23 protein-coding genes are annotated in these 25,485 nt (G+C 67.4%); 10 read left to right on the forward strand and 13 right to left on the reverse strand.

Going from position 1 to position 25,485, the window contains the following annotated elements; genetic code table 11:
- Positions 1-4 precede the first annotated feature (4 nt).
- Positions 5-694: a hypothetical protein gene (locus HUA75_RS12455; RefSeq protein ID WP_174486534.1), complete on the reverse strand. Its 690-nt coding sequence runs from the start codon at positions 692-694 to the stop codon at positions 5-7.
- Positions 695-957: 263 nt separating this feature from the next.
- Between HUA75_RS12455 and HUA75_RS12460 the strand changes: the two genes are divergently transcribed.
- Positions 958-1,194, forward strand: coding sequence for a hypothetical protein (locus HUA75_RS12460; protein WP_174486535.1), 237 nt, complete (start codon positions 958-960; stop codon positions 1,192-1,194).
- 79 nt (positions 1,195-1,273) lie between these two features.
- Here the strand turns inward: HUA75_RS12460 and HUA75_RS12465 are convergent, their stop codons facing one another.
- Positions 1,274-1,891: a hypothetical protein gene (locus HUA75_RS12465; RefSeq protein WP_141640387.1), complete on the reverse strand. Its 618-nt coding sequence runs from the start codon at positions 1,889-1,891 to the stop codon at positions 1,274-1,276.
- 193 nt (positions 1,892-2,084) lie between these two features.
- On the opposite strand from HUA75_RS12465, the gene HUA75_RS12470 reads away from it, so the two are divergent.
- The gene (locus HUA75_RS12470) at positions 2,085-3,215 is read left to right on the forward strand and encodes a hypothetical protein (RefSeq protein ID WP_174486536.1); all 1,131 of its coding nucleotides are present in this window, start codon (positions 2,085-2,087) and stop codon (positions 3,213-3,215) included.
- Between the two features lie 19 nt (positions 3,216-3,234).
- Here the strand turns inward: HUA75_RS12470 and HUA75_RS12475 are convergent, their stop codons facing one another.
- From HUA75_RS12475 to HUA75_RS12495, 5 genes are all read right to left on the reverse strand, one after another.
- A complete protein-coding gene (locus HUA75_RS12475; RefSeq protein WP_217446062.1) occupies positions 3,235-4,032 on the reverse strand; it encodes an immunity 49 family protein in 798 nt (265 codons plus the stop codon).
- Between the two features lie 24 nt (positions 4,033-4,056).
- Positions 4,057-4,632 (reverse strand): imm11 family protein, encoded by a 576-nt coding sequence (locus HUA75_RS12480; protein ID WP_174486538.1) that lies wholly within the window; start codon positions 4,630-4,632, stop codon positions 4,057-4,059.
- Positions 4,629-5,441 carry an AHH domain-containing protein gene (locus HUA75_RS12485; RefSeq protein ID WP_174486539.1) on the reverse strand — a complete coding sequence of 271 codons (813 nt, stop codon included), beginning with the start codon at positions 5,439-5,441 and terminating at the stop codon, positions 4,629-4,631. Before HUA75_RS12485 ends, HUA75_RS12480 begins: the two co-directional genes overlap by 4 nt.
- Positions 5,442-5,459: 18 nt before the next feature.
- Positions 5,460-6,410 (reverse strand): beta-ketoacyl synthase N-terminal-like domain-containing protein, encoded by a 951-nt coding sequence (locus HUA75_RS12490; protein ID WP_174486540.1) that lies wholly within the window; start codon positions 6,408-6,410, stop codon positions 5,460-5,462.
- Between the two features lie 594 nt (positions 6,411-7,004).
- The gene (locus HUA75_RS12495; RefSeq protein WP_174486541.1) at positions 7,005-8,105 is read right to left on the reverse strand and encodes an alkene reductase; all 1,101 of its coding nucleotides are present in this window, start codon (positions 8,103-8,105) and stop codon (positions 7,005-7,007) included.
- Positions 8,106-8,367: 262 nt separating this feature from the next.
- Here HUA75_RS12495 and HUA75_RS12500 point away from each other — a divergent pair, with 262 nt between their 5' ends.
- Positions 8,368-11,655 (forward strand): RCC1 repeat-containing protein, encoded by a 3,288-nt coding sequence (locus HUA75_RS12500; RefSeq protein WP_174486542.1) that lies wholly within the window; start codon positions 8,368-8,370, stop codon positions 11,653-11,655.
- Between the two features lie 174 nt (positions 11,656-11,829).
- Here the strand turns inward: HUA75_RS12500 and HUA75_RS12505 are convergent, their stop codons facing one another.
- On the reverse strand, positions 11,830-13,146 hold the full coding sequence (locus HUA75_RS12505; protein ID WP_174486543.1) for a hypothetical protein: 1,317 nt from the start codon (positions 13,144-13,146) through the stop codon (positions 11,830-11,832).
- A gap of 729 nt (positions 13,147-13,875) precedes the next feature.
- Here HUA75_RS12505 and HUA75_RS46635 point away from each other — a divergent pair.
- Together HUA75_RS46635 and HUA75_RS12515 are read left to right on the forward strand one after the other, a co-directional pair.
- Positions 13,876-14,067 (forward strand): hypothetical protein, encoded by a 192-nt coding sequence (locus tag HUA75_RS46635; RefSeq protein ID WP_254627551.1) that lies wholly within the window; start codon positions 13,876-13,878, stop codon positions 14,065-14,067.
- Between the two features lie 3 nt (positions 14,068-14,070).
- Entirely contained in the window at positions 14,071-14,529 is a 459-nt protein-coding gene (locus HUA75_RS12515) for an SMI1/KNR4 family protein (RefSeq protein ID WP_174486544.1), read from the forward strand.
- Positions 14,530-14,571: 42 nt separating this feature from the next.
- Here the strand turns inward: HUA75_RS12515 and HUA75_RS12520 are convergent, their stop codons facing one another.
- The 3 genes from HUA75_RS12520 to HUA75_RS12530 all read right to left on the reverse strand — a co-directional run bounded on the left by HUA75_RS12520 (position 14,572) and on the right by HUA75_RS12530 (position 19,387).
- On the reverse strand, positions 14,572-17,001 hold the full coding sequence (locus tag HUA75_RS12520) for an ABC transporter permease (RefSeq protein WP_141640392.1): 2,430 nt from the start codon (positions 16,999-17,001) through the stop codon (positions 14,572-14,574).
- Positions 17,002-17,151: 150 nt separating this feature from the next.
- A complete protein-coding gene (locus tag HUA75_RS12525) occupies positions 17,152-18,837 on the reverse strand; it encodes a metallophosphoesterase (protein WP_254627590.1) in 1,686 nt (561 codons plus the stop codon).
- A 157-nt stretch (positions 18,838-18,994) separates the two neighbouring features.
- A complete protein-coding gene (locus tag HUA75_RS12530; protein WP_174487011.1) occupies positions 18,995-19,387 on the reverse strand; it encodes a cupin domain-containing protein in 393 nt (130 codons plus the stop codon).
- Positions 19,388-19,779: 392 nt separating this feature from the next.
- On the opposite strand from HUA75_RS12530, the gene HUA75_RS12535 reads away from it, so the two are divergent.
- Both HUA75_RS12535 and HUA75_RS12540 read left to right on the forward strand, forming a co-directional pair.
- On the forward strand, positions 19,780-20,241 hold the full coding sequence (locus tag HUA75_RS12535; RefSeq protein ID WP_174453825.1) for a thioesterase family protein: 462 nt from the start codon (positions 19,780-19,782) through the stop codon (positions 20,239-20,241).
- A 55-nt stretch (positions 20,242-20,296) separates the two neighbouring features.
- A complete protein-coding gene (locus tag HUA75_RS12540; protein ID WP_141640394.1) occupies positions 20,297-21,067 on the forward strand; it encodes a bifunctional 2-polyprenyl-6-hydroxyphenol methylase/3-demethylubiquinol 3-O-methyltransferase UbiG in 771 nt (256 codons plus the stop codon).
- A gap of 3 nt (positions 21,068-21,070) precedes the next feature.
- Here HUA75_RS12540 and HUA75_RS12545 read toward each other — a convergent pair whose 3' ends face one another.
- Positions 21,071-22,333: a hypothetical protein gene (locus tag HUA75_RS12545; protein WP_174486546.1), complete on the reverse strand. Its 1,263-nt coding sequence runs from the start codon at positions 22,331-22,333 to the stop codon at positions 21,071-21,073.
- Positions 22,334-22,595: 262 nt separating this feature from the next.
- On the opposite strand from HUA75_RS12545, the gene HUA75_RS12550 reads away from it, so the two are divergent.
- From HUA75_RS12550 to HUA75_RS12560, 3 genes are all read left to right on the forward strand, one after another.
- On the forward strand, positions 22,596-23,072 hold the full coding sequence (locus HUA75_RS12550; protein WP_174486547.1) for a hypothetical protein: 477 nt from the start codon (positions 22,596-22,598) through the stop codon (positions 23,070-23,072).
- Between the two features lie 198 nt (positions 23,073-23,270).
- Positions 23,271-23,678, forward strand: coding sequence for a DUF962 domain-containing protein (locus tag HUA75_RS12555; RefSeq protein ID WP_141640397.1), 408 nt, complete (start codon positions 23,271-23,273; stop codon positions 23,676-23,678).
- A 183-nt stretch (positions 23,679-23,861) separates the two neighbouring features.
- Positions 23,862-24,584 carry a YebC/PmpR family DNA-binding transcriptional regulator gene (locus HUA75_RS12560; protein ID WP_174453827.1) on the forward strand — a complete coding sequence of 241 codons (723 nt, stop codon included), beginning with the start codon at positions 23,862-23,864 and terminating at the stop codon, positions 24,582-24,584.
- Positions 24,585-24,658: 74 nt separating this feature from the next.
- Here the strand turns inward: HUA75_RS12560 and HUA75_RS47710 are convergent, their stop codons facing one another.
- Positions 24,659-25,135 carry a hypothetical protein gene (locus HUA75_RS47710; protein WP_174486548.1) on the reverse strand — a complete coding sequence of 159 codons (477 nt, stop codon included), beginning with the start codon at positions 25,133-25,135 and terminating at the stop codon, positions 24,659-24,661.
- Positions 25,136-25,485 lie beyond the last annotated feature (350 nt).

Below are 25,485 nucleotides of genomic sequence, written 5' to 3' on the forward strand. Positions count from 1 at the left end.
GGCTTCAGCGAATGAAGAGCAGGCCCAGGCCCTGGCGGGAGGCCTTGTCCAGGGCGTGCGTGGCCGCGTCGAGCGCGCGTGCCGGGTCGCCGCGTCGCGCGAGGGACAGCTTGCGCTGAAACCAGGCGCGCAGGCGGGCGGAGCGGAGGAGGGGCTCGTAGTCGGGGGCGCCGGCGAGGTGCTCGCGCAGGCCCTCGCGAAGCTGGCGGACCTCGGAGCCCGTCCAGAAGCCGAGGGCCGGGTACACGCGCTTGAAGCCACGGCCCATGGGGCCATCCTTTCCGGGCATACGGCCCGAGACGGTGAAGCGCCAGAGTCGCTGGATGGGCTCCTGACAGGATGTGCCGACGACGGCCTCCGCCGCCTGGAGGTCGTACTCGCTGGGATGGAGCTGCGTGGCCAGCTCCAGGGGCTCCCCTCGTGTGTCCTCGTCCAGGTGGACGAGTTCGTCGGCGAGCACGTCGAGCAGGTCCCAGACTCCGTCCTCGAGTCGCTCGGGAAGCCGGGTCACGGTGTCCGCGCCGTGCCGGGACAGGTGGTCCATCAGCTCCAGGAGCAGGACGTCGTCATCGTCCTCCTCGGGGTCCTCCAGGCCCTCGGCCACCGTGGCGCGCATGGCCGCGAGTCGCGTGGGAGTCAGCACACCGGCGAGTCCCTCGGGGGGAGTCAGGAAGAAGGAGACAGGGGCACGCATGGCCTCTGTGTACACCGCCTCACGGCGGGTCGCGTGGGGTTGGGACGCCAACTGTGCCAGGACGAGTTCGCGGAGCGACTCGCCCGGCCACGAGCGGCTGCCTGTCGCCTTGCGCGGGAGGTATTGCCTCCGGAGTCATTCCTGCCTCGGGTCTCCCTTGGGAGGTGATGCCAGACATGTGAGGGATTGGTCCTCCTCGGGCTTCATGTCATTCTGCGGACCGAAGTCCCCCAGCCGCATTCACGCTGAATCAGGAGTGTCCCATGCGAAAGACCTTCCTCGCGGTCGCGTTCGTAGCCGGGTTGTTGACGGGTTGTGGTGGAGCGGAGACAGAAGAGGCGATGGACACGCAGGCGGTCGCACAGCCGTTGGATGCACGCGCGGCCTGTCTGGAGGCCTGCGCGGTTCAGAGCAGCAGGTGCTGGCAGAACGCCACCACGCCAGCGGCCCAGGCGTGGTGTCAGACGATTACCGAGCGCTGCCCCCTGAAGTGTGAGTAGTCCCTGACGGGGCGCGGGTTCGCGGTGCCTCCAGAGCCGGGCCAGGGGGAGACAGACCATGGCCCGGCTCATGCGAGTGTCAGCAGTTCAGGTTGATGCGGATGAAGTCCACCATGGACTCGTTCTGCATGCGGAACTGCAGCATGTCGCCCACCGAGGTGATGGGGAGCGGCATGCACAGGAAGGCGGTGTTGCCCGGGTTCCACGTCGGGGTCAGCGCGGGCGTCACGGCCGTGTTGGCGATGATGGGGAAGCTGTAGGTGCCAAAGTCCGTGTCGTGCACGGTGATGGTGTCGTTCTGAGGGGTTGTCGGAAGCGCCCGGGAATAGGCGCAGAGCGTCAGCGTGCAGAACGGTGTCTGGGTGAAACAGCTCCGAAGTCCGTGCCGCAGCGTGGCCACGGTATGACGGTTGGAGGTGGCGTCATCCAGCGTCTTGAGCTGGCTGGCCGGAATGCCGTTGGCCGCGAGGTAGGTGACGAACTCGGGCATCGCCGTGGGGGCGTAGGGCAACGGGTCCGGTCCTCCGCCGAAGTTGTCAGCCGTTCCGAAGGTGACGGACATGTTCGGGGTGCAGACGGTCTGCTCGGCCTCACCCAGGGCGTCGTCACCGAGGGTGGGCTCCTCGGGGGAACCACAGGCGGTCAGGGCGAAAGGCAGCAGTCCCAGGGCAAGCAGCGCGGAAGCGGAACGGGGCATGGAGGTCCTCCGGGTCGAGTGGGTACGGCGGTTGTGAAGCCGTGCAGGGCCGTCGGAGTGTCATATCCCGCACGGCCTGCGAGTGAAGCCTGCAATAACGCCAGGCGCGAGTCCACGACGTGGTGCATGGGCTGCTCTTCGGCTGCTCCATGCGGCAGGATGCCGACGTCGTCGTCATGTCCAAGGATTCCTGATGAACCGTCTTCCCGTACATCTCGCGCTGCTCCCTCTTCTGGCCACGCTGCTCGCGGGCGGTACCCAGGCGGCCGACCTGAAGGTGACGACGCTCACGGTCATCCCCAAGCCGGATGCGGAGCACCCCTATCCGCAGGACGTCATCCAGATGCCGTTCATCACCCACGACAAGCCGGAGGTGGCCGCGAATATCAATGACCGCCTGTTCATCGCCCGGTTCAAGGCGCTGGCGCCAGCCAAGGCGGAACCTCGACTGCCCGCTCAGGAAATGGACCTTGCGGGCCTGGCCGGTCAGGAATTCGGAGTGAAGCGCAACGATGCGCGGCTGCTCACGATTGGATTCAAGGCCGAAGTCTGCGGCGCCTACTGCGAGACGGACCATGTCGCCTTCAGCTTCGACACACGGACCGGCCGCCTGCTCAATCCGCAGGAGTTGTTCACCCGTGCCGGAGTGCAGGCGCTCATCAAACGCATGCAGAAGGAAAAACAGCGCGTCTACCGGGCGCAGATGGTGAAGCATGAGAAGGAGTTGAAGGCGTCACGCAAGCAGAAAGCTGATAGCGAGAAGCTTGACGACCTGGAGTCGCGCATCGCCCTCAATCGCGAGTGTCTGGCCAGCAATGCGCAGGATGCAGAGGAAGCGTCCGCCAGGACCTCCTTCGATGAGCGCTGGGAGTTCAAAGCGGAGGCAGCCGTTCTGACGGCGGAGCGCTGCAGCAACCACGCCTCGCGCGCGCTCGACGACGCAGGCGACGTCAGCCTGTCACTGCCGTACGCCACCCTGCGGCCGCATCTGACGGCCTATGGCAAGAGCGTGCTGCTGGGTGAAGGCCAGGCGTTGTCAGGCGATGTCTTGGGTCAGGTGCTGCGCGGTCGTATCGGCAAGCAGCCGATTGTCATGGTGCTGGAGAAGCAGTACGACAACTCGGTGTCCGGCGTGTACTTCTACGAGAAATATCGCAAGCGGATTGAGCTGAACGGCCAGGAAGAAGGCGGGAAGCTCGACCTGCAGGAGCAGGATGCGGACGGCACCCCGGTGGCGCAGCTGCGGCTGGAGGTTGGCAACAACCACCTGCGAGGTGAATGGCTGGGGAAACAGTCCTCGCAGGTGGAGCTTCGCGCACCCTGAGTCGTGCGGAGTGGGGGACTCACGGGGGCGTGCGCCAGTCGAGGGCCGAGGGCCGGGGGCGCCGGGGACTGGCCAGCAGCCACTCCGGAATGTCCGGGGCGGACAGGTGCTGGACGTGCATTCCCAGCGAGCCTGCCAGCCGAAGGAGTGCGACTCCCTCGATGAAGACGTGGGCCTCCGTCCGGAGCATCTCTGGATCCGCGCGCGGGTTCCCACGCTCGCGCGCGAGTTCCCGCGAGCGCTCGTGCAGCAGGTCTGCCCAGGCTGTCTCGAGCTTTTGCTCGTCTCCGGTGAGCAGGGCCTCGCACAGCTTGAGTCGGGCGGGAGCTTGAGACTGGGCCAGCGCCTGGAATCGCGCGACGGTGGCGATGGCCTGCTCGGATTTCGTGCCTGCGCACAGCACGTCGAAGAGGAACTTCATGTAGAGAAAGTCGTCCTCGTACTCGTCTTCACGGGCCCAGGTGCTCGCGCACAAGGGGGCCATTCTCCGCGCTGAGTCGAATTCATTCGCCGCCAGGGCATCGAAGAAGGGCCACGCCCGGCTCGCGCAGAGGTAATACCGGTCAACCACCGCGTTCCAATCAACGCGCTGGAGGAGCGACAGGTAGGCATGGGCACTCTTGCTCAGGCTCGCGAAGGATGACTCGACATCCGCTTCGAGCAGTACCAGGCAGATCGCCAGACGACGGTATTGGGTGCAGAGTCCCTGGATGAGCACCGCTTCGTCTTCGATGCGTTGCGATGTCCGCAGCTGCTCCAGCAGCCGGCCCAGGGTGAAGCGGATGTTCCTGTAATCGTCTTCCAGGTCCGATGACATGCTCACCCCAGGGTGGATATTGGCTCAGAGCATGACGGGAGCGCCCAGTTCGAGCACATCCAGTCCCGTGACTCCCGCGGCAGTGAGCTTGTCGAGCAGATCCTCCCGGATGATGAAGGCCCGGGGGTATTCCTTGATGCGGAACAAGGAGCTCTGCTCGGGAATCTTGTCCTCGCGCAGGAGCAGGCGGCGGATGACGAGGAACTGCTCCGGCGAGAAGCTGGAGCGGTCGTACTCCGAGCGCTCGAGGTCCACGCAATCCACGGTTCCCAGCACGTGCGCGATGGAGTAGGGCGCGTCGACCACGCGGTCCTTCTTGTCGATGATGGAGATGGGAAGCCACTCGATATCGACCGGCGCGGTTTCCAGGAGCTTGCGCGCCTTCTCCGAGATGATGAGGCGCGAGAACTTGTTGGGGATGAAATCCGTGAGTTTCATCCCCCTGTGTTTCTTGGAGAGTGGATAGGAAGCCTGCTTGGGGAACTTGTCCCCCATGGGCTCGCCGTCTCCCAGTCGCCAGGCCTGGGCCACGCCCCGGGTCTCCTGCTCGAGGTAACCCAGTTCGTCGCGCGGAGGGACCCGCAGAATCTTGTAGTTCACTTGAGGCGCCCCTGCTGTCGTAGCTCCGCCTCGAGTGCGGCTCCCAGCTTCTTGATCTTGTTGATGTGGACACCTCCTGGCATCTTTTCCAGGACGAGGAACAGGTTGTCCGAAATCGTTTCGAGGTCATCCTTGAGGCTCTGCACGCTCTTGGGGTCGACCTTGTGCACCTCCTGGTCACCCAGGGCCTTGTCCAGTTGATCCTTCAACCAGTTCAACTTCTCTTTCGCGAACTCATCGAAGCCGGGATGGTTGTTCGGGTGAATGGGCCAGTCGATGAGTTCACCGACTTCCTTCCACTTCGGCAGCAGGACGATGTTCCGCTCGCCGTTGAGGTTGTACCCCGCCACCATGAGCAGTTCCAGGAGTTGATATGGATCGGAGCGGCTGTCGTCGAAGAGCTCCTGGAAGAGCATGTCGTTGGCAATCAGGTGATGCCAATTGTGCTTGTATGGGTGATGGCCACCCTCGCCATTGTCGTAGAGGGGGACGAAGTTGCCATGGTGGCCAATGTCCCAGATGTGAGGATCCACCGGCTGGTTGGCTTGTTGCTGCTTCGGAGTGATGAAGGCCCGGGTCGTCCCATCCGGTTGTGCGAGCGAAATGCTCTTCGTTCGGACGCCCGTCACCTCCGCCGGGGTGTAGCGCGGGTTGTTGTAGTAGCTCTGCCGGGCCCGCAGGGTCACGTTGTAGCCATTCCTGGCGTACTTGCACTCGGCATTCTGCGCGGCGGCGTGACGGACGACGCAGGCTCCGTTCTTGTGGTAGTCGGAGTTCTTCGTCAACCGTTCGATATGTTTGTCATCCATCTGGCTCTCCTGTCCCGTTCAGGGCTGGGGCCCGTGGAGGGAGTGGATTCTGACTGCGCCCTTGCGTCCGTCTTCTCCCGACGCCCACACCAGCACGTCCTCCGTCCTCGCATATGTCCGTTGCAGCGCGCGCACCGCCATGCAGGTCGCGAACGCAGCGGTGGCCGCCCCAGTCTCGCCGAACGACTCCGCGGGATGCCACTGCCGGGCATCCCCCAGTTCCGGACCGAGCGTCAACAGGGACATTCCCCACTCGCGTGCCCGCCACTCGTTCCCATTCAGGCTGCCAATGGTCAGGCCAACCCGCCGCCCGCGCAGCTCCGGCTGTTGGATGCACCCGCGCAGGGTTTGGGCCAGCGTCCCACCCGCGTTGGGTTTCCCCGAGAAGCGATGATGGGAGTCCTGCCCCACACCTGGCGTCCCCACCAGCGACTCGATGCGCGCGCTGCGGCGTGCGGCGTGCTCGTACCGCTCCAGAAGCACCAGGGCCGCGCCCTCACCTGGCAGGAACCCCACGGGTTGGTCGGGAGTCTTCAGCATCCGCAGGCCCAGCAGCATCCGGAGCAGCTCGGGGTCCAAGTAGGAGTCCACTCCACCCACGACGCACCCATCCAGTTCCCGCGCACGCAGCTTGCGGATCGCCTCCTCCAGCGCGGAAAAGAAGCCCGCTGGCCCTTCGAAGAACAGGCGCTGGTGCCTCGGGTGGAAGGTCACACCGCTGAGTTCCTCGAGCCGGGGAAGGAAGCGCCTGCGGTAGCGTTCGCGTTCCTCCTCCAGGTCGGGCAGGTCCTTTGTGGGGAGCCCCAATTGCTCGGCCTGTTGTCGCTGCCGGGCTTGTTGGCACTGGTGAAAATACCCGTGGTCCAGGTTCAGCAGCAGACCCAGGGATTTGGCATCGTGCGCTTCCTGGCCCGCGTAGCCCATCAGGTCGCTCAGGGCCGCCGTCGCCAGTCGTAGGCTTCTGGCCATCCCCTGGAATCCGTCCGTCAGCCCTCGAATGGGATGTCCCCGGAGAGGCACCATCTCAAACGGTTCGTCCGCGTCGAAGGTGTGGAGGCCCTGCAGTTCGACGCAACGCATGATGCCCGCCCGCGCCGCCGCACACGACTGCACCACTCCGCCCAGGGATGACATCATCCCGAGCCCCGTCACCGCGATGGCATCTGATCGCAATCCTCTGGTGACCATGTCCCGGAGTATATGCAAAGCGGGAGTCGGCGAAGGGGGACGACGGAGAATCAACTCGCCCGCAGGAAAAGGACGCTCTGCCTGCTGTGATGATTGACTGGACGCGAACGATGGGTGGTTGCCCGAACCTCACGAGCAAGTGCTCGCGAAGATGGAATTCTCCGCGCTTCGCAGTGCTGAAAACGGCGGACTGCCTGGAAGTCCTACCAGCGGGAGCTTGTTGAGCTGGGATTGGCGACGTGGGAGGCGGCGCGTGACGGCATTCGCCACCTGCGCATCTTTGATGGCTCCGCCTCCAGCGATGAAGGCCTCCGAGGTGGAGGCCCCGCGCGAAGAGCGCCTTCTCGCGAGGTCCCCCGAGATGAGCCGCCCGGCTCAGAGGCTGGGATAGTCGATGTAGCCCTTGGCGCCGCCGCCGTAGAGCGTCGTCTTGTCGAGCCGGGCCAGGGGCGCGTTCTCACGCAACCGGCGCACCAGGTCCGGGTTGGAGATGTACAAGCGGCCGAAGGAGACGAGGTCCGCGCCCGCCTCGACGGCCTTGCGCGCGAGCTCCCCGTCGTAGCTGTTGTTGACCATCCACGCCGCCTTTCCGCCCGCGTCGCGATACGCCTTCTTCAGCGCGGCGTAGTCGAACGGACGGTCCGCCAGCTCACGCGCTCCCCCAGTGGCCCCTTCGATGATGTGGACGTAGGCGAGGCCGAGCTTCGCCAGCTCACGCACGACGGACTCGAAGAGCGGCTGCGGGTTGGCGTCGAACGCGTCGTTGGCGGTGGTGACGGGGGACAGGCGGATGCCCGTGCGTCCGGCCCCCACGGCGTCAATCACCGCGCGCGTGACCTCCAGCATCAGGCGCGCCCGGTTCTCGATGCTTCCGCCGTAGTCGTCCGTGCGCTGGTTGGAGCCCGTCTTGAGGAACTGGTCGAGCAGGTAGCCGTTGGCGCCATGAATCTCCACCCCATCGAAGCCCGCGACCTCCACGGCGTCGCGTGCGGCGCGCGCGTAATCCCGAACGATGCCGGGGAGCTCCGCCGCCTCCAGCGCGCGAGGAACGGAGGTCGGCTCGAACGTGGGGACTCCGTTCCTGAACAACACGGTCCGGGTGTTGGCGACGACGGCCGAGGGAGCCACGGGCGCTGCGTTGCCCGGCTGAAGCTCCGTGTGGGATACGCGCCCCACATGCCAGAGCTGGGTGACGATGCGGCCCCCTGCCTCATGTACGGCGTGGGTGACTTTCTTCCACGCGGCGAGCTGCTCGGGGGCGTACAGGCCGGGCACGTCGGCGTAGCCCTGCGCCTGGTGGCTGATGGCGGTCGCCTCGCTGATGAGCAGCCCGGCGGAGGCGCGCTGGGCGTAGTAGGTGGCGGCGAGGTCCGGAGGGATGGCGCCGGGCGAGCGGTTGCGCGTCAGCGGCGCCATGACGATTCGGTTGGCGAGCCGCAGGTCGCCCGCGGTGATGGGGTCGAAGAGAGTAGGCATGTTCGTGTCGTGAGGGGGAGGAGGGGCAGCGCAGCGTAACGGCCCGCGTTTCCCGTCACCACACGAACCCCCAACCTGGAGGTCTCCATTGACCTGGCGGTTGGATGCAACCGAGACACACGTGTCAGCCAGTCCCGAGACGTTTTTCACGCCCGTGAGGCCGTGAGAGACATTCGGGGTCTTGTTCTTTGTCCTCACGGGTGCTTGGTTCCCGAGCTGTTTTGAAAAGGGGGACTCACTCATGAATCGTGGCACGAGACGGATGTCTGGCATCGCTGCGTGGTGCGGGTTGCTGTGCGCGCTGTGGATGGGGGGATGCACAGGAAGTGCTCCGGAGGAGACGACACCCGAGCCCGCCTCCGCGCGCGCCGCGGAGGGCTTCTCTCGTCAGGGAACGGTGCTGGCGGGGCGCAACCACTCCCTGGCCCTGCGCTCGGATGGGACCGTGTGGTCCTGGGGTGGCAATACCTTCGGACAACTGGGCAATGGCACGACGCGCTCGCGTCCGTTCCCCGTGCGGGTGTGGCGCTTGTTCGACATCCGGGCGCTCGGCGCGGGTGAGCTGCATTCGCTGGCGCTGAAGTCGGATGGGACGGTGTGGGCGTGGGGCAACAACATGAGTGGACAGCTCGGGGATGGGAGTATGACTTCGCGTCACGTGCCCGTGCCCGTGCCTGGACTGACGAACGGCGTGGCCATCGCCGCGGGCTTCTCCCACTCCCTGGTCCTGAAGTCGGATGGAACGGTGTGGGCGTGGGGCAACAACGCGACAGGACAGCTGGGGGATGGGACGACGACGCGAAGGACGTCGCCCGTGCAGGTGCAGGGCCTGTCCGGGGTGATGGCCATCTCCGCGGGCAATGTCCATTCACTGGCGCTGACCGCGGATGGGCGCGTCTGGTCCTGGGGCGGCAACGCGGACGGACAGCTGGGAACCGGAGACCTCACGGGCCGCACCCTGCCCGCGGCGCTCCCAGGCCTGACGGGCCTGACGTCCGTGTCGGGCGGAGGCTCGCACACGGTGGCGCTGAGGGTGGACGGCACGGTGTGGACCTGGGGCAAGAACGACGAGGGGCAGCTCGGCCTGGGGTCGACTGGCGTGAGCCTCGTGCCCACGCAGGTTCCGGCGCTGAGCGGTGTCGAGGCGGTGGTGGGCGGCGGGCAGCACACCGTGGCGCTGAAGGGGGATGGGACGGTGTGGGCGTGGGGCAGCAACGCGAGGTCGCAGCTGGGGGATGGGACGATGCTCCAGCGGCTGTCTCCCGTGCAGGTGCCAGGCCTCACGCAGGTCCGAGGCGTGTCGGCGGGCGGCGGACAGCACTCGGTGGCGGTGAAGGCGAGTGGCGAAGTCTGGGCCTGGGGTTCGAACAGCGACGGGCAGGTGGGCGACGGGACGTATCTGATGAAGTCGGTGCCCATCGCGACGCGCGCGTGGCTGGAGCGAGTCGAGGCCTCGGGGGGGCAGAGCCATTCCCTGGCGTTGAAGGCGGACGGCACTGTCTGGTCTTGGGGCAGCAACCTGTATGGACAGATGGGTGATGGGTCCACCGAGTCGCGCTGGGGTCCCATCAAGGTCACGCTCCCGGGGCTGCCCCTGGTGGGCTCGGTCGCCGCCGGAGGAGTGCATTCGGTGGTCCTCAGGGAAGACGGCACGGTGTGGTCCTGGGGTTACAACGGCTACGGCTCCGTCGGAGATGGGACGACGACCTGGCGAAAGCTCCCGGTCCAGGTCCCAGGTCCTCTGGTGGCCGTGGCCGTGGCCACCGGCATCCGTCATTCCCTGGCGTTGAAGGCGGACGGCACGGTGTGGTCCTGGGGTGCGAACTCCGCCGGACAGCTGGGCGATGGGACGGCACTCAACCGGACCCTGCCCACCTATGTCCCGGGGCTGTTGGGCATCGTTTCAATCGCCGCGGGTGAGGCGCATTCGTTGGCCGTGAAGTCCGACGGCACGGTCTGGACGTGGGGCTACAACAGCACGCTCCCGATGGAGCTGGACCCCGAGGAGCCGATTGGACCAGGTCTGGTGGCCCCGACGCAGGTGCAGGGGCTCGCGGACGTGGTGGCCGTGGGGGGCGGCAACAGCCACTCCGTGGCGCTGAAGGCGGATGGAACGGTCTGGGCCTGGGGCAACAACGATTCCGGGCAGCTGGGGGATGGCACCTTCGTGTCGCGGATGGCGCCTGCCCAGGTGGTGGGGCTGTCGGGGGTGGTCGCCGTGTCCGCGAATGGGGCGTTCTCCTCGGCGCTGAAGGCGGACGGGACGGTGTGGACGTGGGGCGGGAACTCGCTCGGGCAACTGGGCGGGGGCGTCTCCGCGTCGCGGCCGCTGCCCGCGCAGGTTCCGGGGGTGTCCAATGTCCGGTCCCTGATGGCGGGCGGGACGCATGCCCTGGTGATGAAGGACGACGGGACGCTGTGGTCCTGGGGGCACAACTATTACGGCCAGATTGGTGATGGGGTGACCGACAGGAAGGCGAGCCCTGTTCCCTCGTTGGTGCTTCGCTCGCGTGGGGTGGCCGCGGCCACTCAGGTCTCGATGGGATTGACTCCGGACGGCAAGGTCCAGACCTGGGGCGTGAACACGTGGGGGCAGTTGGGGGACGGAAGCAGATTCACCCGGCCGGAGCCCATCGAGGTGCCTGGGCTGACGGGGATGGTGGCTGTCTCCATGGCGTATTCCCATGCGCTGGCGTTGAAGTCAGACGGAACGGCGTGGGCCTGGGGGTCGAACTCGAGTGGAACCTTGGGAGACGGGACGCGGACCCAGCGCTTCAATCCCGTGCAGGTGATGCCCTCGACCCGGTTTCTGTCCATCTCCACGGGGTCCGCGCACAGCATGGCCCTGGCGGAAGATGGGACGGTGTGGGCCTGGGGGGGCAATGGATATGGAGAGCTGGGGGACGGGACGCAGACCCTGCGCTCCCAGCCGGTCCAGGTGCAGGGGCTGACGCAGGTGACTGCCATCGCGGCGGGGAACTCTTTTTCGGTGGCCTTGAGGGCGAACGGGACGGTGTGGACCTGGGGCGCCAACAGTCAGGGGCAGTTGGGGATCAACTCCACGGTGCCGCGTTCGCTGCCCGTCCAGGTGCCGGGGCTCACGGCCATCACCGCCGTGTCGGCGGGAAATAGCCATGTCCTGGCCTTGAAGTCCGACGGGACGGTGTGGGGGTGGGGCTCCAACTCCTACGGAGAGGTGGGGGAGGGCACCACGGTCGGCAAGCTCATCCCCGTCCAGACGAAGGTGCTGACCGGAGTGTTGTCCATCGCGGCGGGTGTGAATCACAACCTCGCCATCACGGTGGGAGGACTGGTCTGGTCCTGGGGACGCAATGAGCAGGGACAGCTGGGAGATGGAGTCCCGTCCACGTCGAAGCTCCTGCCCGCGCGAGTGAGCGCGCTTGGTACCGCCGTGGCGGTCGCCGCCGGAGGAGACCATTCCCACGCCATCCTCGCGGACCGGAGCCTCTGGTCCTGGGGCGGTAGCGCCAATGGACAGCTTGGCACCGGGCTGTCACTCATCCGGGCTGCTCCCGTGCAGGTCTGGTGAGTCGTCACGCCGCGTCGCACGTCATTGCCAGACGTGCGGCGCGGCGGTGTGGCCGGTGTGGCTCGCCGACTTGCTCCGGTTTCGATTGAAGCCTTGCTTGATTTCGCCTGGAGGGGACCTGGCTCCATTGCCCATGGTGCGATGCCTTGCAAGGGAAGGTCGGAGGTCGTCTCGCTACTCCCGCAACACAGTGAGACCCGCGTCGGTCAGGACATAGAGCATGGCGGGTGCCACGGTGGGGTCATACACGAGCTGGAGCACGTGCTTTCCATTCACGGAGTCCAGGCGGGTGAGCGTCTCTGCGTCCTCCTCGATGCGCCACAGGCCCTCGTCATCGGTGCCCACGTAGACGATGCCCTTGTCGGTGGCCGCCAGCGCCGTCACGTTGTCGGAGGGCAGGGCGGTGATGCGCGTGTAGTTCGCGCTGGAGCGGTCCGTCTGCTCCATGCGCCACAGGCCGAAGTCGCGACTGCCCACCCAGGTGGCACCCGCCTTCGTGCGGGCAATGGCGCGCCAATTGTCGAACTCCTCCAGGCTGTTGAGCTGAGAGTTGTGCCCCTTGTAGCTCCAGGGCACCGGGCCCTCCCAGGTGCGCTCCGTGTCGAAGTCCTCCAGCACGCCATTGGGCTCGAGGATGCCCACCAGCCAGTCATTGGCCACCAGCACTTCACCGTCGGGGCCAAGTCCGAGCCCCCAGTTGAAGCCCGCCTGGAGTGACTGGGACACGCTGCCGTCCTCGCGCGGTGTCTCGCGATACCAGGCCGCATGACGGTGGCTGTTGTACGTGAGGCCGCGAATCAGCGTCACGCCGTGGTTGGTGCCGATGTAGACATCTCCCCGGTCCCTTCCGCGCATCACCCGCTGACAGGTGAGGACCGAGCGGTCCTCGTCATAGTGGAAGTCATTGGTGTTGCGGAGGCCAAGCTGCTGCTTCCCGCCGGACACGCCCGCGCTGCGCCACAGGTGCTCCTCCAACTCCACCTTGCCGTCGGACCCCAGGCGCACCGCGTCCAGGTCCCCCTTCTGGTACTCCGCGAAGCGCTCCGCGGAGTAGTGAGGCTCTCCCTCCACGGGAATGTATGCGTGGGGCTTTTCCGGCACCTCGGGCTGAAGCTCGTAGGTGTGGTAGCCCACGTAGGCGCGCCCCGCCTCGCCGCCGCAGATGACGGTGGAGCCGAGCGCCTTCTTGTCCCGCCCGAAGCCCTCCGTTGCCTGTCCCACGCCGCGCGTCCACGTGGGGGCCGTGTCGCCGGGACGCAGCACGCCAATCTCCGCGCCCTTCAGCAGCCAGATGTTGTGCCCTTCATCGACGCCAATGCTCTGGACACCGGCGCCAATGCCAAACGACGCCGCGTAGTCCTTCACCGCGTCCGTGGGCCAGGGGCCCGGGCCATCAGGCGAATCGATGTCGTCCGCGTCGGCGGAGTCACCGCATGCGCCGAGGAACACCGCCATGCCCACTGCCGTCGCCCATCGCCACCCACCGCGCATCCACCCTCCCAGGGCATCTCGCTGCCGCCAGATGCACAGCAAGGCGTATGCCCGACGGGGTGGGAAAATGACTTCCCACGGTGGGGAATCCAGGAGGAGACGGCGCAGTGCTGAGCGTGGCCGGACTGAAAGATGACAACCCGATGGTGAGCCGCTGTCGCCCGGGCTCGCACCTGATGGAACGATGTTTCCTCTCAGGTCGGCGCGGGGTCCACCTCGGGTGTCGGGGGAAGCACCAGGCTGTCAGGTTGACATGCTATCCAGGCAAATGTGAGCGACCCACTCAATCCCTGGCGCACCATCTTCACCCTTGGCGTGCTGGGGGCAGTCCTCGTGGATTGTGGCTCGGCCACGGTCGGCTCCGTCGGTGGCACGCCGGCTGCCGCCAAGTGGGTGGGCCCGAGGATTCCAAGTCCATCCGGAGGAACAGTTCAGACCACCATCTACTACGGCCCCTGGAAGTGCAGTGCCGGGTGGATGGCGCGTTGTGAGCGTCGGTGCGCGGCCGAGGGGCATGTGCTCATGGGCTGCATGTGGCTGGCCGACATCAAGGGCGACTGGGAGGGCCGCTTCCTGGCTTTCCCTTCAGCGGCTGGAGGACGCCTTGCCATGACGCACTGCTGCTGCAGCTACCCGAAAGTCTCTGACCTGGAGCATCGACGTGATGCCTGGAACAACGCGAGAGAGGGGTTCCGAGACGCATGGAGCGCGGAGATGGGGGACTGGCCCATGAGCCAAGGAAAGAACTGGCCGGGCCATCACATCTTCGACCTGGCACACGGCGGACCTCCCGTGGCTCGTGACAACGTGCTTCCCGTGCCGACGGACGTCCACAAGGTGTTCAATGCCGAGTATCCCGCCTGTTATGCCGGGGGAAGTCAGTGGAGCACACCAGGGCCTTCGCACCCCTACGTGGATTGAGGCATGCACATGGAACACCTGCTGGCCGAGTTCTCCCGGCTCCACTTCCCCCGGCCACCGGCGACGTCAGCCCAGCTCTCCTCATTCGAGGCACGCATGGGCTGGACGCTGGACTCGGACCTGCGTGCTTTCTATCTGCACTCCAACGGCGGGACGCTCTTCAAGCCGTTGCCCGATGCGAACTACTGCATCCTGTCGCTCGAGGAAATCGAGCGGGCCCGAGTCGCCATCATGGGACGCGACGAGGACACGTACGGCGCGGCCTCGCAGTACACGTTGGTGGACATGCAGGACACGAACTTCGTCGTTCTCGACGTCGCTCAACAACAGGGAGGGCGCTACCCCCTCTTCGACGCGTTTCATGAGACGTTTCCCCAGACGAAGCGCATCGCCTCCTCCTTCGAGGAGTTCCTCACCCGCGCCTTGCGCAGTGGCGGCCGCGTGTACTGGCTGGGTGGATGAGCCAGCCCACTCCCGACCTGGGAGTGGGCCCAGGCCAGCGCCTCAGTCCGCGGACATCGCCACGCCGGGCGACACCTTCGAGGCCCGGCGCGCGGGCAGCCAACTGGCCAGCGCCACCACGGTGAGCAGGAGCACCGGCACCGCCAGGAAGGTCAGCGGGTCCGTCGCGCTCACGTCGTACAGCATGCCCTCCAGCACCTGGGACATCGCCAGCGCCAGCAGCAATCCCACACCCAGGCCCACCGCGCACATCCGCAGCGCCTGACGCATCACCAGCCGCACCACGTCCGCCGGCATCGCTCCCAGCGCCAGCCGGATGCCCAGCTCCCGCCTGCGCTGCGCCACGCTGTACGCCATCAACCCGTAGATACCCAGCGACGCCAGCGCCACCGCCGACACCGCGAAGGCCAGGAGCAACACCCGCTGGAAGTTCCGGTCCGCCACCGAGCGCTCCAGGTTCGCCTCCAGCGTCGTGGGCTTGCGCATCGACAACTGCGAGTCGAGCTGCGCCATCTCCGCCTTCACCGCCGCCGCCACGCTCTCCATCGGCAGGCGGCTGCGCACCATCAGCGTCGTCCCCGGCCACGGCGTCTGCCCCAGCGGCGCGTAGAGCTCCGGCTCCGCCGGACTGTCCAGCGCCCGCCCTCGCACGTCTCCCACCACCCCCACCACCTCGCGCTCCACCTTGTCGCCGTAACCAATCATGACCCGCTTGCCAAGCACCTCCTCCCCAGGGAAGAAGCGCCGCGCGAAGGACTCGTTCACCACCACCACCGGCGGCGACGTCAACGTGTCCTGAGTCGTGAAGTCCCGGCCCCGCTTCAGCTGAATCCCCAGCGTCGCGAAGGCCCCGTCGCTCATCGCCCGGTAGCTCGTGTCCTGCTGCTCGCCCGGTGCCGTGGGCCGACCTGGGATATCCAACGTCAGGCTGATGCCTCCGCCCGTCACCACGCCCGGCGTCACATGCGCCGCCGCCTCCACGCCCGCCTGCGCGCGCACCCGCTCCAGCAAGCGCGCGTAGAAGGTCGCCATCGTCTCGCCCGTGTAGCGCGCCGCCGGGAGGTTGTACCGCATCAGCGTCACGTTCTCGGACCGATAGCCCGGGTCCACCGCCGCCAGTCGCTGCGCGCTGCGCACCAACAACCCCGCCCCCACCAGCAACACCAACGCGAGCGCCACCTGCGTGGACACCAGCACGGCGCGCCAGCGCAACGCGGACTTGCTGGCGCTCGTGCCACGTGTGCTCTGGAGCAGACCGCCGAGGCTCGCCTTCACCGCCGTGCCCAGCGGCGCCAACCCGCACAACAACGCCACCGCGAGCACCAACCCCGCCGTATACACGAGCGCCAGTCCGTCCACGCTCACCGTCTGCACCTGCTGCACGGACTCGGGCAGGAGCGCGCTCAGCGCATCCGTGCCCCAGGTTCCCAACAGCAATCCCAACACTCCGCCCGTGACGGCCAGCAACGAGCCCTCCGCCAACAACTGCCGCGCCAACGCGAGCCGACCCGCTCCGAGCGCCGTGCGCACCGCGAACTCCTGCTGCCGAGCCAGCGCGCGCGCCAGCAGCAACTGCGCCACGTTGACGCAGGCGATGAGCAGCAACAACGACACCGCACCCAGAAGCAGCAGCGCGGGACGGCGCGTGTCCTGGGACAGCCGCGCCTGCAAGCCCATCACCGTCGCGCTCGTGCGCTGGTTGGAGTCCGGATACGCCTGCGTCAGCGCCGCCATCACCGAGCGAGCCTCCGCGTTCGCCTGCTCCACCGTCGCTCCGGGCGCCAGCCGCGCCATGCCCACGAGCAGGTGCGTGCCTCGGCTGTCCCAGTTGTCACGGATGAAGTCCTGCGAGGCCAGCGAGGCCCAGAGCCCCAGCGGCTCGCTGGCGCCCTCCCTCGGAAAGTCGAACCCCTGCGGCATCACCCCGACGACCTGGTAGGCGTTTCCCTCCATCTCCACCATGCGCTCCAGGACGCGCGGGTCCGCCCCGAAGCGGCGCTTCCACAGCCCGTGCGAAATCACCACCGCGCGTGCGCCGTTGGGCAGGAACTCCTCGTCGATGAGCACCCGACCGAGCAGGGGCTTCACCCCCGCCACGCGGAAGAAGTCCTCCGACACCGCCGCGGCCTCCACCCGCTCGGGCTCCAGGTTCGGACCGGTGAGCGTGACGCCGTTGACGTCGAAGGCCACGAAGCCGTCGAAGGACTTCACCTTCTGCCGCAGGTCCTCCGCGTCGAGCCGCGACAGGCCCGTGTTCCGGTCCGTCCGCTGCGTGTCCTGCCCCCACACCGACAGCAGCTTGTCCGCTCCAGGGAGGGGAAGCGGGCGCAGCAGGAGCGCGCTCACCACGCTGAAGAGCATGGTGTTCGCGCCGATGCCGAGCGCCAGCGCCAGCACCGTCGCCAGCGTGAAGCCGGGGCTGCGACGCAGTGAGCGGGCGCCGTGGCGCAGGTCCTGGATGAAAGAGGGCATGCCCCACCTCAAAGCCATTCGCGTGCCAACCCGACGCCCCGACTCAAGGGCGCGAAGTGACGACGTGCGTCGTCAGGGGAGCCTCGTCCACTGTGCGCTTGTGGGACGGCCGCGTTCGGAGGTGGCACGTCCGCCTCCAGGGAAAACGACCTAGACGCGCAGGGGCGGTTCGATGAGCGCGGGCGGCGTGGCCTTCGCGTCATCCGGCTCGTACGCGGGCGCATGGGGACCGGCGTGGACCTGCTTCCACTTGCGAGGCACCCGCTCGATTCCCACCGGGTACACCAGGAGGTGCCCCGCTTCGTTGATGTGCAGGCGCAGGAAGTTCTTCCAGTCCGGCAGCGCCAGCGAGATGAACGCCTCGTTCGAGTGCGCCCCGAAGACGTTGACGCTCAGCCACAGGTAGAGCCCCATGACGAAGGGGCCGACCAGGAAGCCGCCCAGGAACGTCAGCCCCGAGGACATCAGGAACTTGCCCGCCAGGTGTGCCCAGCCCGCCGTGCAGTTGAGCCCGTCCGGCGTCAGCTCCGGACAGATGCCCAGCCCGCTCACCGCGATGTACGTCCCACCCCAGGCCACGAAGAAGGCCGCGAGGATGTGCCCCAGTCCGTGCAGCGTGCCCGCCAACCACCGCCACTTCCCGAATGCTGAATCCGCGAGGCCGATGAGCCCGCCGATGGTGCCCAGCCCCAGCACCATCGTCCAGGGACGGCTCACCATGCTGTTGGCCACCGCCATCACGACGTCGCCGAGCTGAGCGACGCCCAGCGAGCCCACCTCCGCGTACGCGGCCAGCGCGAGCAGCAGATACAGCGCCCCGGTCATCAAGCCGAACAGCGGGCTGTAGCGGATGAGGAACAGGTTCTTTCGCGCGAGCTTCCGCGAGGTGCGCTCGTCCGGGAAGCTCTTCTCCAGCTTGTACCCGTCGCGCAGCACGTGCGCCTTGGGCGCGTGCGTGGGGTGCAGGAACGCACCGCCTCCGCCCGCCGTGATTTTCTGCCGGCCCGCGGCATCCTCGTGGCGCCGGTAGTGGTGCAGGTCTCCCGCGAGGAAGACGCTGATGCGCCGGCCGAGCACCTTCTCCTGGAGGTACTCCAGGTTGTTCTCCAGGTAGCTGCCCTTGCGTCGCTGCGTGGCCGCGAGAATCCACGCCGGCTCCGCGTTGCAGAGGATGACGCGGTCCTCCGGGCCCATGCTCTCCGCCACCTGCCGGAAGTACTCCACCTGCGGCACGTCGATGTCGCTGTTGAGCTGCACGTCCGTGCCGATGAGCCACCAACGGTGCGGCAGCTTCAGCGCGAAGTAGCTGCGGCTCTGCCGCGTGCGCCGTCCGGCAATCCACCGGTTCGCGCAGAACAGCCGCATGAAGGAAGACAGGCCGTCGTACCAGTCGTGGTTGCCCGGGATGACGAACAGGTCCGGATTGGGCGCGACAGAGCGACGCATGGCCGCTTCGTACGGCTGTATCAGCCGCTCCTCGTAGGTTTCACGGCTGGCGCCGGGGTAGACGCCGTCACCGCCAGAGACGAGCACGCGTCCGCGCTTCGTTTCGTATTCGCCCGCCCTGGGTTGTCCTCGCACGGTCAGCTTCAGCTCCGGCAGGGCCAGCAGTCGCGCCACCGTGTACGTGGAGTCCCAGCCGTCTCCCGTGTCCGCGACGTAGTCGAGCCAAAAGTCGCCGTCGGGCAGTGTCTCCTGCGAGTAGTCGAAGTAGGGCTCCTGCGGACGCACCACCGCTTCGATGAGGCGATGGTCCGCGCGCGCGCCGAACACGGCCGCCACGAGCGCATCCAGGCCCGTGCGCAACAGCTGGGCCGGGTGCAGCCAGCGCACCATGCCCGCGTGCCGCCGAGGCTTCGTCGCCGTGCCGCTGTCGGAGATGAGCGCGGCTTCGTTTCTCGACTCCACCAGGTGAGGACGCTCACCCGTCGTCACCTTCGCGGACTGTGTCGCGGGTGCCTCGCCGTCCTTGCGCGCCGCCGCCCCGTCCCGCTCACTTGCCATGGGGGATGTTCTCCCTCGGGCCCTGGGTGAAGCGCTGCTCGGGGCCGGGGCCGGCGTAGACCTGCACGGCCTTGAAGGGCGCGCCTGGAGAGACGACGCGTGCCGAGTGCTTCGCTCCCGCGGGGATGTAGACCGCGTCGCCCTTGCTCACGCGCATCGTCTGCCCCGACACCGTCATGTCCGCGGCGCCTTCCTCGATGTAGAGAATCTCGACGCTCGTGTCGTGCGTGTGTTCGGGGACCTCGCCTCCGGGCTGGAGCTCCAGCAGCGTCAGCGAGGCGGCGGTGGCGCCCGTGCCCTCGTTGAGGAACAGCGTCGCGCGGCCCTTGCCTCCCGCGATGATGTGACGCGGGGCCTCGGCGGTGGTGACGCGGTGTCGCATGGGCTTCGTGCCCGGCGCGGAGGTGGGGCTCGAGGGCTGAGCGCTTCGCGTGTCGGCGGATGGCGTGGGCTTCACACCTGGCGCGGCGGTGGGGCTCGAGGCGTGAGCGCTTCGCGTGTCGGCGGGCGGCGTGGGCTTCGCCCCTGTCGCTGAGGTGGCTCGCGATGTGTCGACAGTCGGACGGGGCGAGCTCACACCGGGCGATGTCTGGGGCGCGGGCTCGCCGGCCCAGGTTGGAGTGGCGATACCGAGCCCCATGAGGGCCAGCGCGGAGATCTGGAGTCGTGGACTCATCGTGTCGCTGGATTATCACGGCCACGGCCCCTGACTGGAGAGCAGGCAGGCGGTGTTCTTCGTTCCCTCATGGCCTCGACTGGGGCACCCTGCCCGACATGGCGGACCTCACCTCCCAGGACTTCCCCGTTGCCGTCCCCTTCACCCTGCACTGGAGTGAGATGGACGCGTTCGGCCACGCCAACAACGCCCGGACCTTCACGTGGTTCGAGTCCGCCCGCATCTCCTACCTGGTGCGCATCGGAATGACGGGTCCGTCGGGCACGGGAGAGACCCGGGCCCCGGGCGGCGTGGGCCCCATCCTCAAGGCCACCCAGGCCGAATACGTGCGCCCCGTCGTCTTCCCGGCGCGCCTCGTGGCCTGCGCGCGCGTCTCCCGCATCGGCACGACGTCCGTCACGCTGGAGCACGCCGTGTTCGGCGAGGAGGACGGTGTGCTCTACACGAAGGGCACCGCCGTCATCGTCACCCTGAACTACGTCACCAACGACACCGTCCCCGTGCCCGCGCACCTGCGCGCCGCCATCGAGGCCGTGGAGGGACGGTCCTTCGGGACATGAGACCTCCGGAGCGACTCACTCCAAGACGGGACTTGTGCTCACGGAGCCCGTGCGCATGAGTGACTCCGTGCTCGGGTTCTACGAGGGGCTGGCGGAGGAGTACCACCTGCTCTTCGTCAACTGGGCGCAGTCGGTGGAGCGGCAGGGCGCCGCGCTGGATGCGCTGCTGCGTCGCTGTGGCGAGCCTCCCCCTCGGCGCGTGCTGGACTGCGCGTGCGGCATCGGCACCCAGGCCCTGGGGCTCGCGGGCCGAGGCTACGTCGTCCACGCCACGGACTTGAGCCCCGCCGCCGTGGCTCGCGCCGAGCGCGAAGCGCGCGCCATGGGCATCACGCTGACCACGGGCGTCGCGGACATGCGGCATCTGGACACGCAGGTGTCAGGCACCTTCCACCTGGTGCTCGCCTTCGACAACGCCGTGCCGCACCTGCTCACCGACGAGGACCTGGATGCCGCGGCGCACGCGATGGCCTCCAAGCTGAAACCGGGCGGCATGCTGGCGCTGAGCGTGCGCGACTACGACTTGTTGATGGCGCAGCAGCCGCGCTTCACCTCGGAGCGTGTGCTGGATGCACCCGAGGGTCGTCGGATTCTGTTTCAGGTCTGGGACTGGGCCGCCGACGGCCGCACGTACAAGGTGCACCAGTTCATCCTTCGTCCCGAGGGCGCGGGCTGGCAGGCGACGGAGCACACCGGCGTCTACCGGGCCCTCCAGCGCGTGGAGGTGGAGCGCGCGCTGACCCGGGCGGGGCTGATGGATACACGCTGGTACTCGCCCGAGGAGACCGGCTTCCACCAGCCCATCCTCACCGCGCGCAGGCCGTGAGGCTCAGCCGCCGCCGCGCTTCACGTCCGCCGGAGCATTGGGGTGGCGCGTGAGCAACATGCGCAACTGAGGCTGGCGGCGCACCGCCTCCTGTTTCAACAGGTGCGCGATGAGGGGCGGTGGCGCCGCGCTCCAGCGGGCGATGTTCTGGATGAGCATCGGTGAGCGATACGTGCGCCCGCACAAGAGCGACGCCGTCTTGCCGTCCACGGACATGCCGATGAGCGACGCGAGCGCTCGGCCTTCCGTGTTGAGGATGAGCTCCACCTTCTCCTCGGCGGGGCCGGTGGTGAAGCGTTGACGGAGGACCTCGCGTGAAGAGCGCCGCGTGCCCTCTGGTACGTCGCGGTCGATGGTCACCTTGTACAGCTCCATCAGTCGCCGCGAGCTCCACAGGCGCCGGAAGAGTCCCGAGGGCAGCTGCGGATTGCGCACCAGCCACCGGCGCACGCCCGTGTCCGCCGTGAAGGCCGCGCGGCCACAGAGCGCCTCCAGTCCCACGGGGTTGCGGTGGTTGCGCGCGATGAGCCGCGCATGCGCGAGCCCCACACGAGAGTTCTCCAGCACCGCCTTGACGACGGAAGGCAGCGGGTCGAAGCACAGCGCGGACAGCTCCGGGTCCTCACACGCGCGAGCCAGCGCCACGCGTTGGTCCTCCGTTTGCGGATGCAACCGCGTCTCGAAGAGCTGGCGGAAGTTGCCCAGCGCGACTTCAGGCACGTCCTCCGTGTCCTCTTCCGGAGCCTCGCCGTCATGGGCTCCGGACTCCGAGGAGTCGGGCTCCTCCGCCTCCTGGGGCAGCAGGTCGAGCATCGGCAGCTCCTCGTCCGGCGACGAGGCTTCCGTGGCGGGTGCGGCGAGCGGCTCGTAGCCCGGGCTCACCGTGGAGAGCGAGGCGGTGCGCGGTGCGGGCGCCGAGCCACCGACAGGGGAGGGGGCCGTGACAACAGGGCCTCCCGTGGCTGCTCCACCTGGGGGCATCGTGGCCAGGGGCCTCGCGGTGCTGGGGAAGGGCGGCGTGGGGCTCGTGGCGGAGGAACTCCTCGCGGCGGGCGCTGGTTGCTGCGCGGCGGGGAGCAGCGCGCCTTGCGACACCAGGCGCGTGAGGATGCCCTGGAGTCGCTCGGGAGGCAGGCCGGTGAGGGCGGGCAGATTCCGCGCGGCGGTCGCTCCATCCAGCCGCGAGAGCACGAAGCCTTCTTCCGCGCTGAGCACCAGGGAGCGCAGGTCCACCTGGGGGTTCGGCTTGGGAATCCAATCCGTCATCAGCTCCGAGTCTCCCACGACCCGTGTACGAGGTGGAGAGGGCCCGTCTCGCGATGCATGACGAGCGGAAAACTGTGGAGCGACGGCATGCGGCGGGGGTGACGAGGGGGCGAAAAGCCGTCCCAAGAGGCCGCGAGCCCTCACACCAGAAGTACTGGTTTTCCTACTTTTTCTGGTGCTGTCCCTGGCGCTAGAACTTCAGGAGAAACGCCCGGACGTCCACGGCGGCATCCTCTGGTGGGCGGGGCACCAGGAGCACGACATGTCGAGATTCGCGGGAGTGCTGTTCGTCGCCGTCATCGCCATCTGTCCGTTGCGGGCACAGGCCCAGCAATGTCCCGAGGTGGCGGGGGCCACCATGTCCACCACGCTGGCGCTCTTCAAGACGATTCAAGAGGACCGGGCGAAGGTGTGCGCCGTCGTCGGTGAGAAGCCGCTCCCGGAGCGCTTCCTGAAGGAGGCGTCGGCCTGCTTCGACAAGCACCTGATGCCGTGTGCCCAGTCGACGGTGAAGGGGTTCCTGCCGCTCCTCGACAAGTGCATCCAGGGCCAGAACCTCTTCAGCGACACGGGCATGTGCTCGCGCTGGGACGCGGCGATGACGTGCATGGATACGGAGATCCGCGACAGGAGCAGCTCCGCCACGATGGCGATGATGAAGCACCTGGGCCTGGTCCAGAGCAAGACCCAGAAGTTCGAGGCGTGCTTCCGCGCCGCCGCGAAGAAGGTGAAGAAGTAGCCCCGGGCTCGAAGTCTGGAGCACTCGGGGTCCGGTCGTCCCAGGCGGGGGAGGGGGCCCACCTGTCGGGAAATGCGCACCAGGGGGCCGCTTGCCCGCTCGCTGGCCATGCCCTCGGGGGCCGTCGAGGGCCCTGATTTCACGCTCCGACCTGGAGCGGGTTGACGGGATGCCCCTGCCTGGACACAACTTCACTCCATGCCCAAGCCCCTCCAGACCTATGGCGAGTTCTGGCCGTTCTACTTGCGCGAGCACTCACTGCCCGTGACTCGACGGTTCCACTTCGTGGGCACCAGTCTGGGACTGGCCACGGGCGTGGCGGCCATCGTCACCGGACGCGGGGCCCTGGTGCCGGCCGCCCTGGTCGCCGCCTACGGCTTCGCGTGGTTCAGCCACTTCTTCATCGAGCGCAACAAGCCCGCGAGCTTCAAGTACCCGCTCTGGTCCTTCATCTCCGACTTCCGGATGGCGGGGCTGATGGCGGTGGGGCAGCTCGACGCCCACATGGAGCGGGCCTTCGCCAACGGCGAGCAGGGGACGGGGGCCAATAGCCTCACGCCCGCGCAGCAGGCGCAGCCCCAGGCTCCCGCGCAGCAGGCGCGCTGAGTCATTCGCAGGGCCCTTGGGAGGGGACTGGCGCGGTGGCCTGGAGGTCGCCGCCCGCCCGTTTCGTGGACCGAGCGCCGGGTAGGCCGCCGCCCCGCACACGAAGCGCGGGCGCCCCACCCGAGTTGCGCTAGATTGGCCGCACCGCTTCAACGCCCCCCTACCAAAGAGTCGCATCGACCCATGGGACGCATTTTCGAGACGCGCAAGGCCACGATGATGGCCCGCTGGAACAAGATGGCGAAGGTGTTCACGCGGATCAGCAAGGACATCGCCATCTCGGTGAAGTCCGGTGGGCCCAATCCGGACACGAACTCCACGCTGCGCCGGGTCCTCCAGAATGCCCGTGCGGCCAACATGCCGAAGGACAAGGTCGAGGCCGCCATCAAGCGCGCCAGCGGCCAGACGGCGACGCAGTACGAAATCGTCCTCTACGAGGGCTACGCGCCCCACGGCATCGCGCTGCTGGTGGAGACGGCCACGGACAACGTCGTGCGCACCGTGGCCAACGTGCGCATGCGCTTCAACAAGTACTCCGGGAACATGGGCAACGCGGGCAGCGTCGCGTTCATGTTCAAGCGGATGGGCGTCTTCCGCCTCAACCCGGAGGGGCTCAACCAGGACGAACTGGAGCTGGAGCTCATCGACCACGGCCTCCAGGAGTTGGGCGAGGGCACGGGTGAGAAGGGCGAGAAGCAGCTCATCATCCGGTGCGACTTCTCCGACTTCGGCAAGCTGCAGACGGCGATTGAAGCCAAGGGCCTGACGCCCATCTCCGCCGACTCCGAGTACATCGCGGAGAACCTCATCGAGCTGCCCGAGGACAAGGCCAACGAGGTCCTCGAGTTGGTGGACTCGCTGGAGCAGGACGACGACGTGCAGCGCGTCTTCCACAACCTGGGTTGAGTGGGCCGTGGGCCCGGGATGGAGTGGGCGCTCGTCACGAGCGTCCCCGTCTCCGGGCCTGTGTTGTTCTTCCCTTACTTCACGTCGTAGACCTTGCGCAGCGGGGCTCCGTCGCGGTGCAGGTCCACCTCCAGCCTGCGGGCGGTCTTCAAGAGCGCGTAGGTCTCCAGCGCCTTCTCCGGCGTGTCGAGTGAGATTCCATTGACGCGCTGGATGACGTCGCCGTTCTGGAAGCCCAGCTTGTCGTAGAGCGAGCCTTCGCGGATGGAGAAGAGCTTGAAGCCCTGCGCCTTGCCATCCTTGAATGCGGGGACGATGCGGGCCTGCATCGCCATCTCCGAGTGCCGGGGCTGCAACGTGTCGACGAGCGGCTCCTTGCTGGTGATTTCGTAGGCGTTCTCGCCCACGCTTCGGATATCCACGCTCGAGTCGGAATCGTCGAGCGGGGGCTTGGTGAAGAGATGGAACGTGCGCGCGGCGACCAGTGCTCCCGCGAGGATGAGCGCGCCAGAGAGGAACCCCGCGTACCGCCAGAAGACTTTGTGCTTCATCGTGTCCTGCCTCCTCCCCCGTGAAGGGTGAAGGAGACAAGAGCAAGCTCGGTGCCAGGGAGGTGCGCGTGTCTGTCTTCACTCGGGGCCGCGTCGCGCCGGGGCGGGCCCGCGTTGTCTTGCGGGCCTGGCGAAGACCCCTCCTGTCACGCGTCGCGGATTCACGGGTGACAGGGTGTCGTGACAGGTTGTCACGCGACGCGATGGGGACAGCGTGGCGTCGGTTGTACGACTGTTGACCGGGTGCTGCCGTGTCACATGCATCCGGAAGAAGCGCGGCTCGGAGAACCGGGCGCTCGCCATGAGCGAGCCCGTGCTGCTTCGTTGTGAGTATTGGCACCAGGGCTTGC

Source organism: Myxococcus sp. CA040A (assembly GCF_013336725.1).
Taxonomy (GTDB): Bacteria; Myxococcota; Myxococcia; order Myxococcales; family Myxococcaceae; genus Myxococcus; species Myxococcus llanfairpwllgwyngyllgogerychwyrndrobwllllantysiliogogogochensis.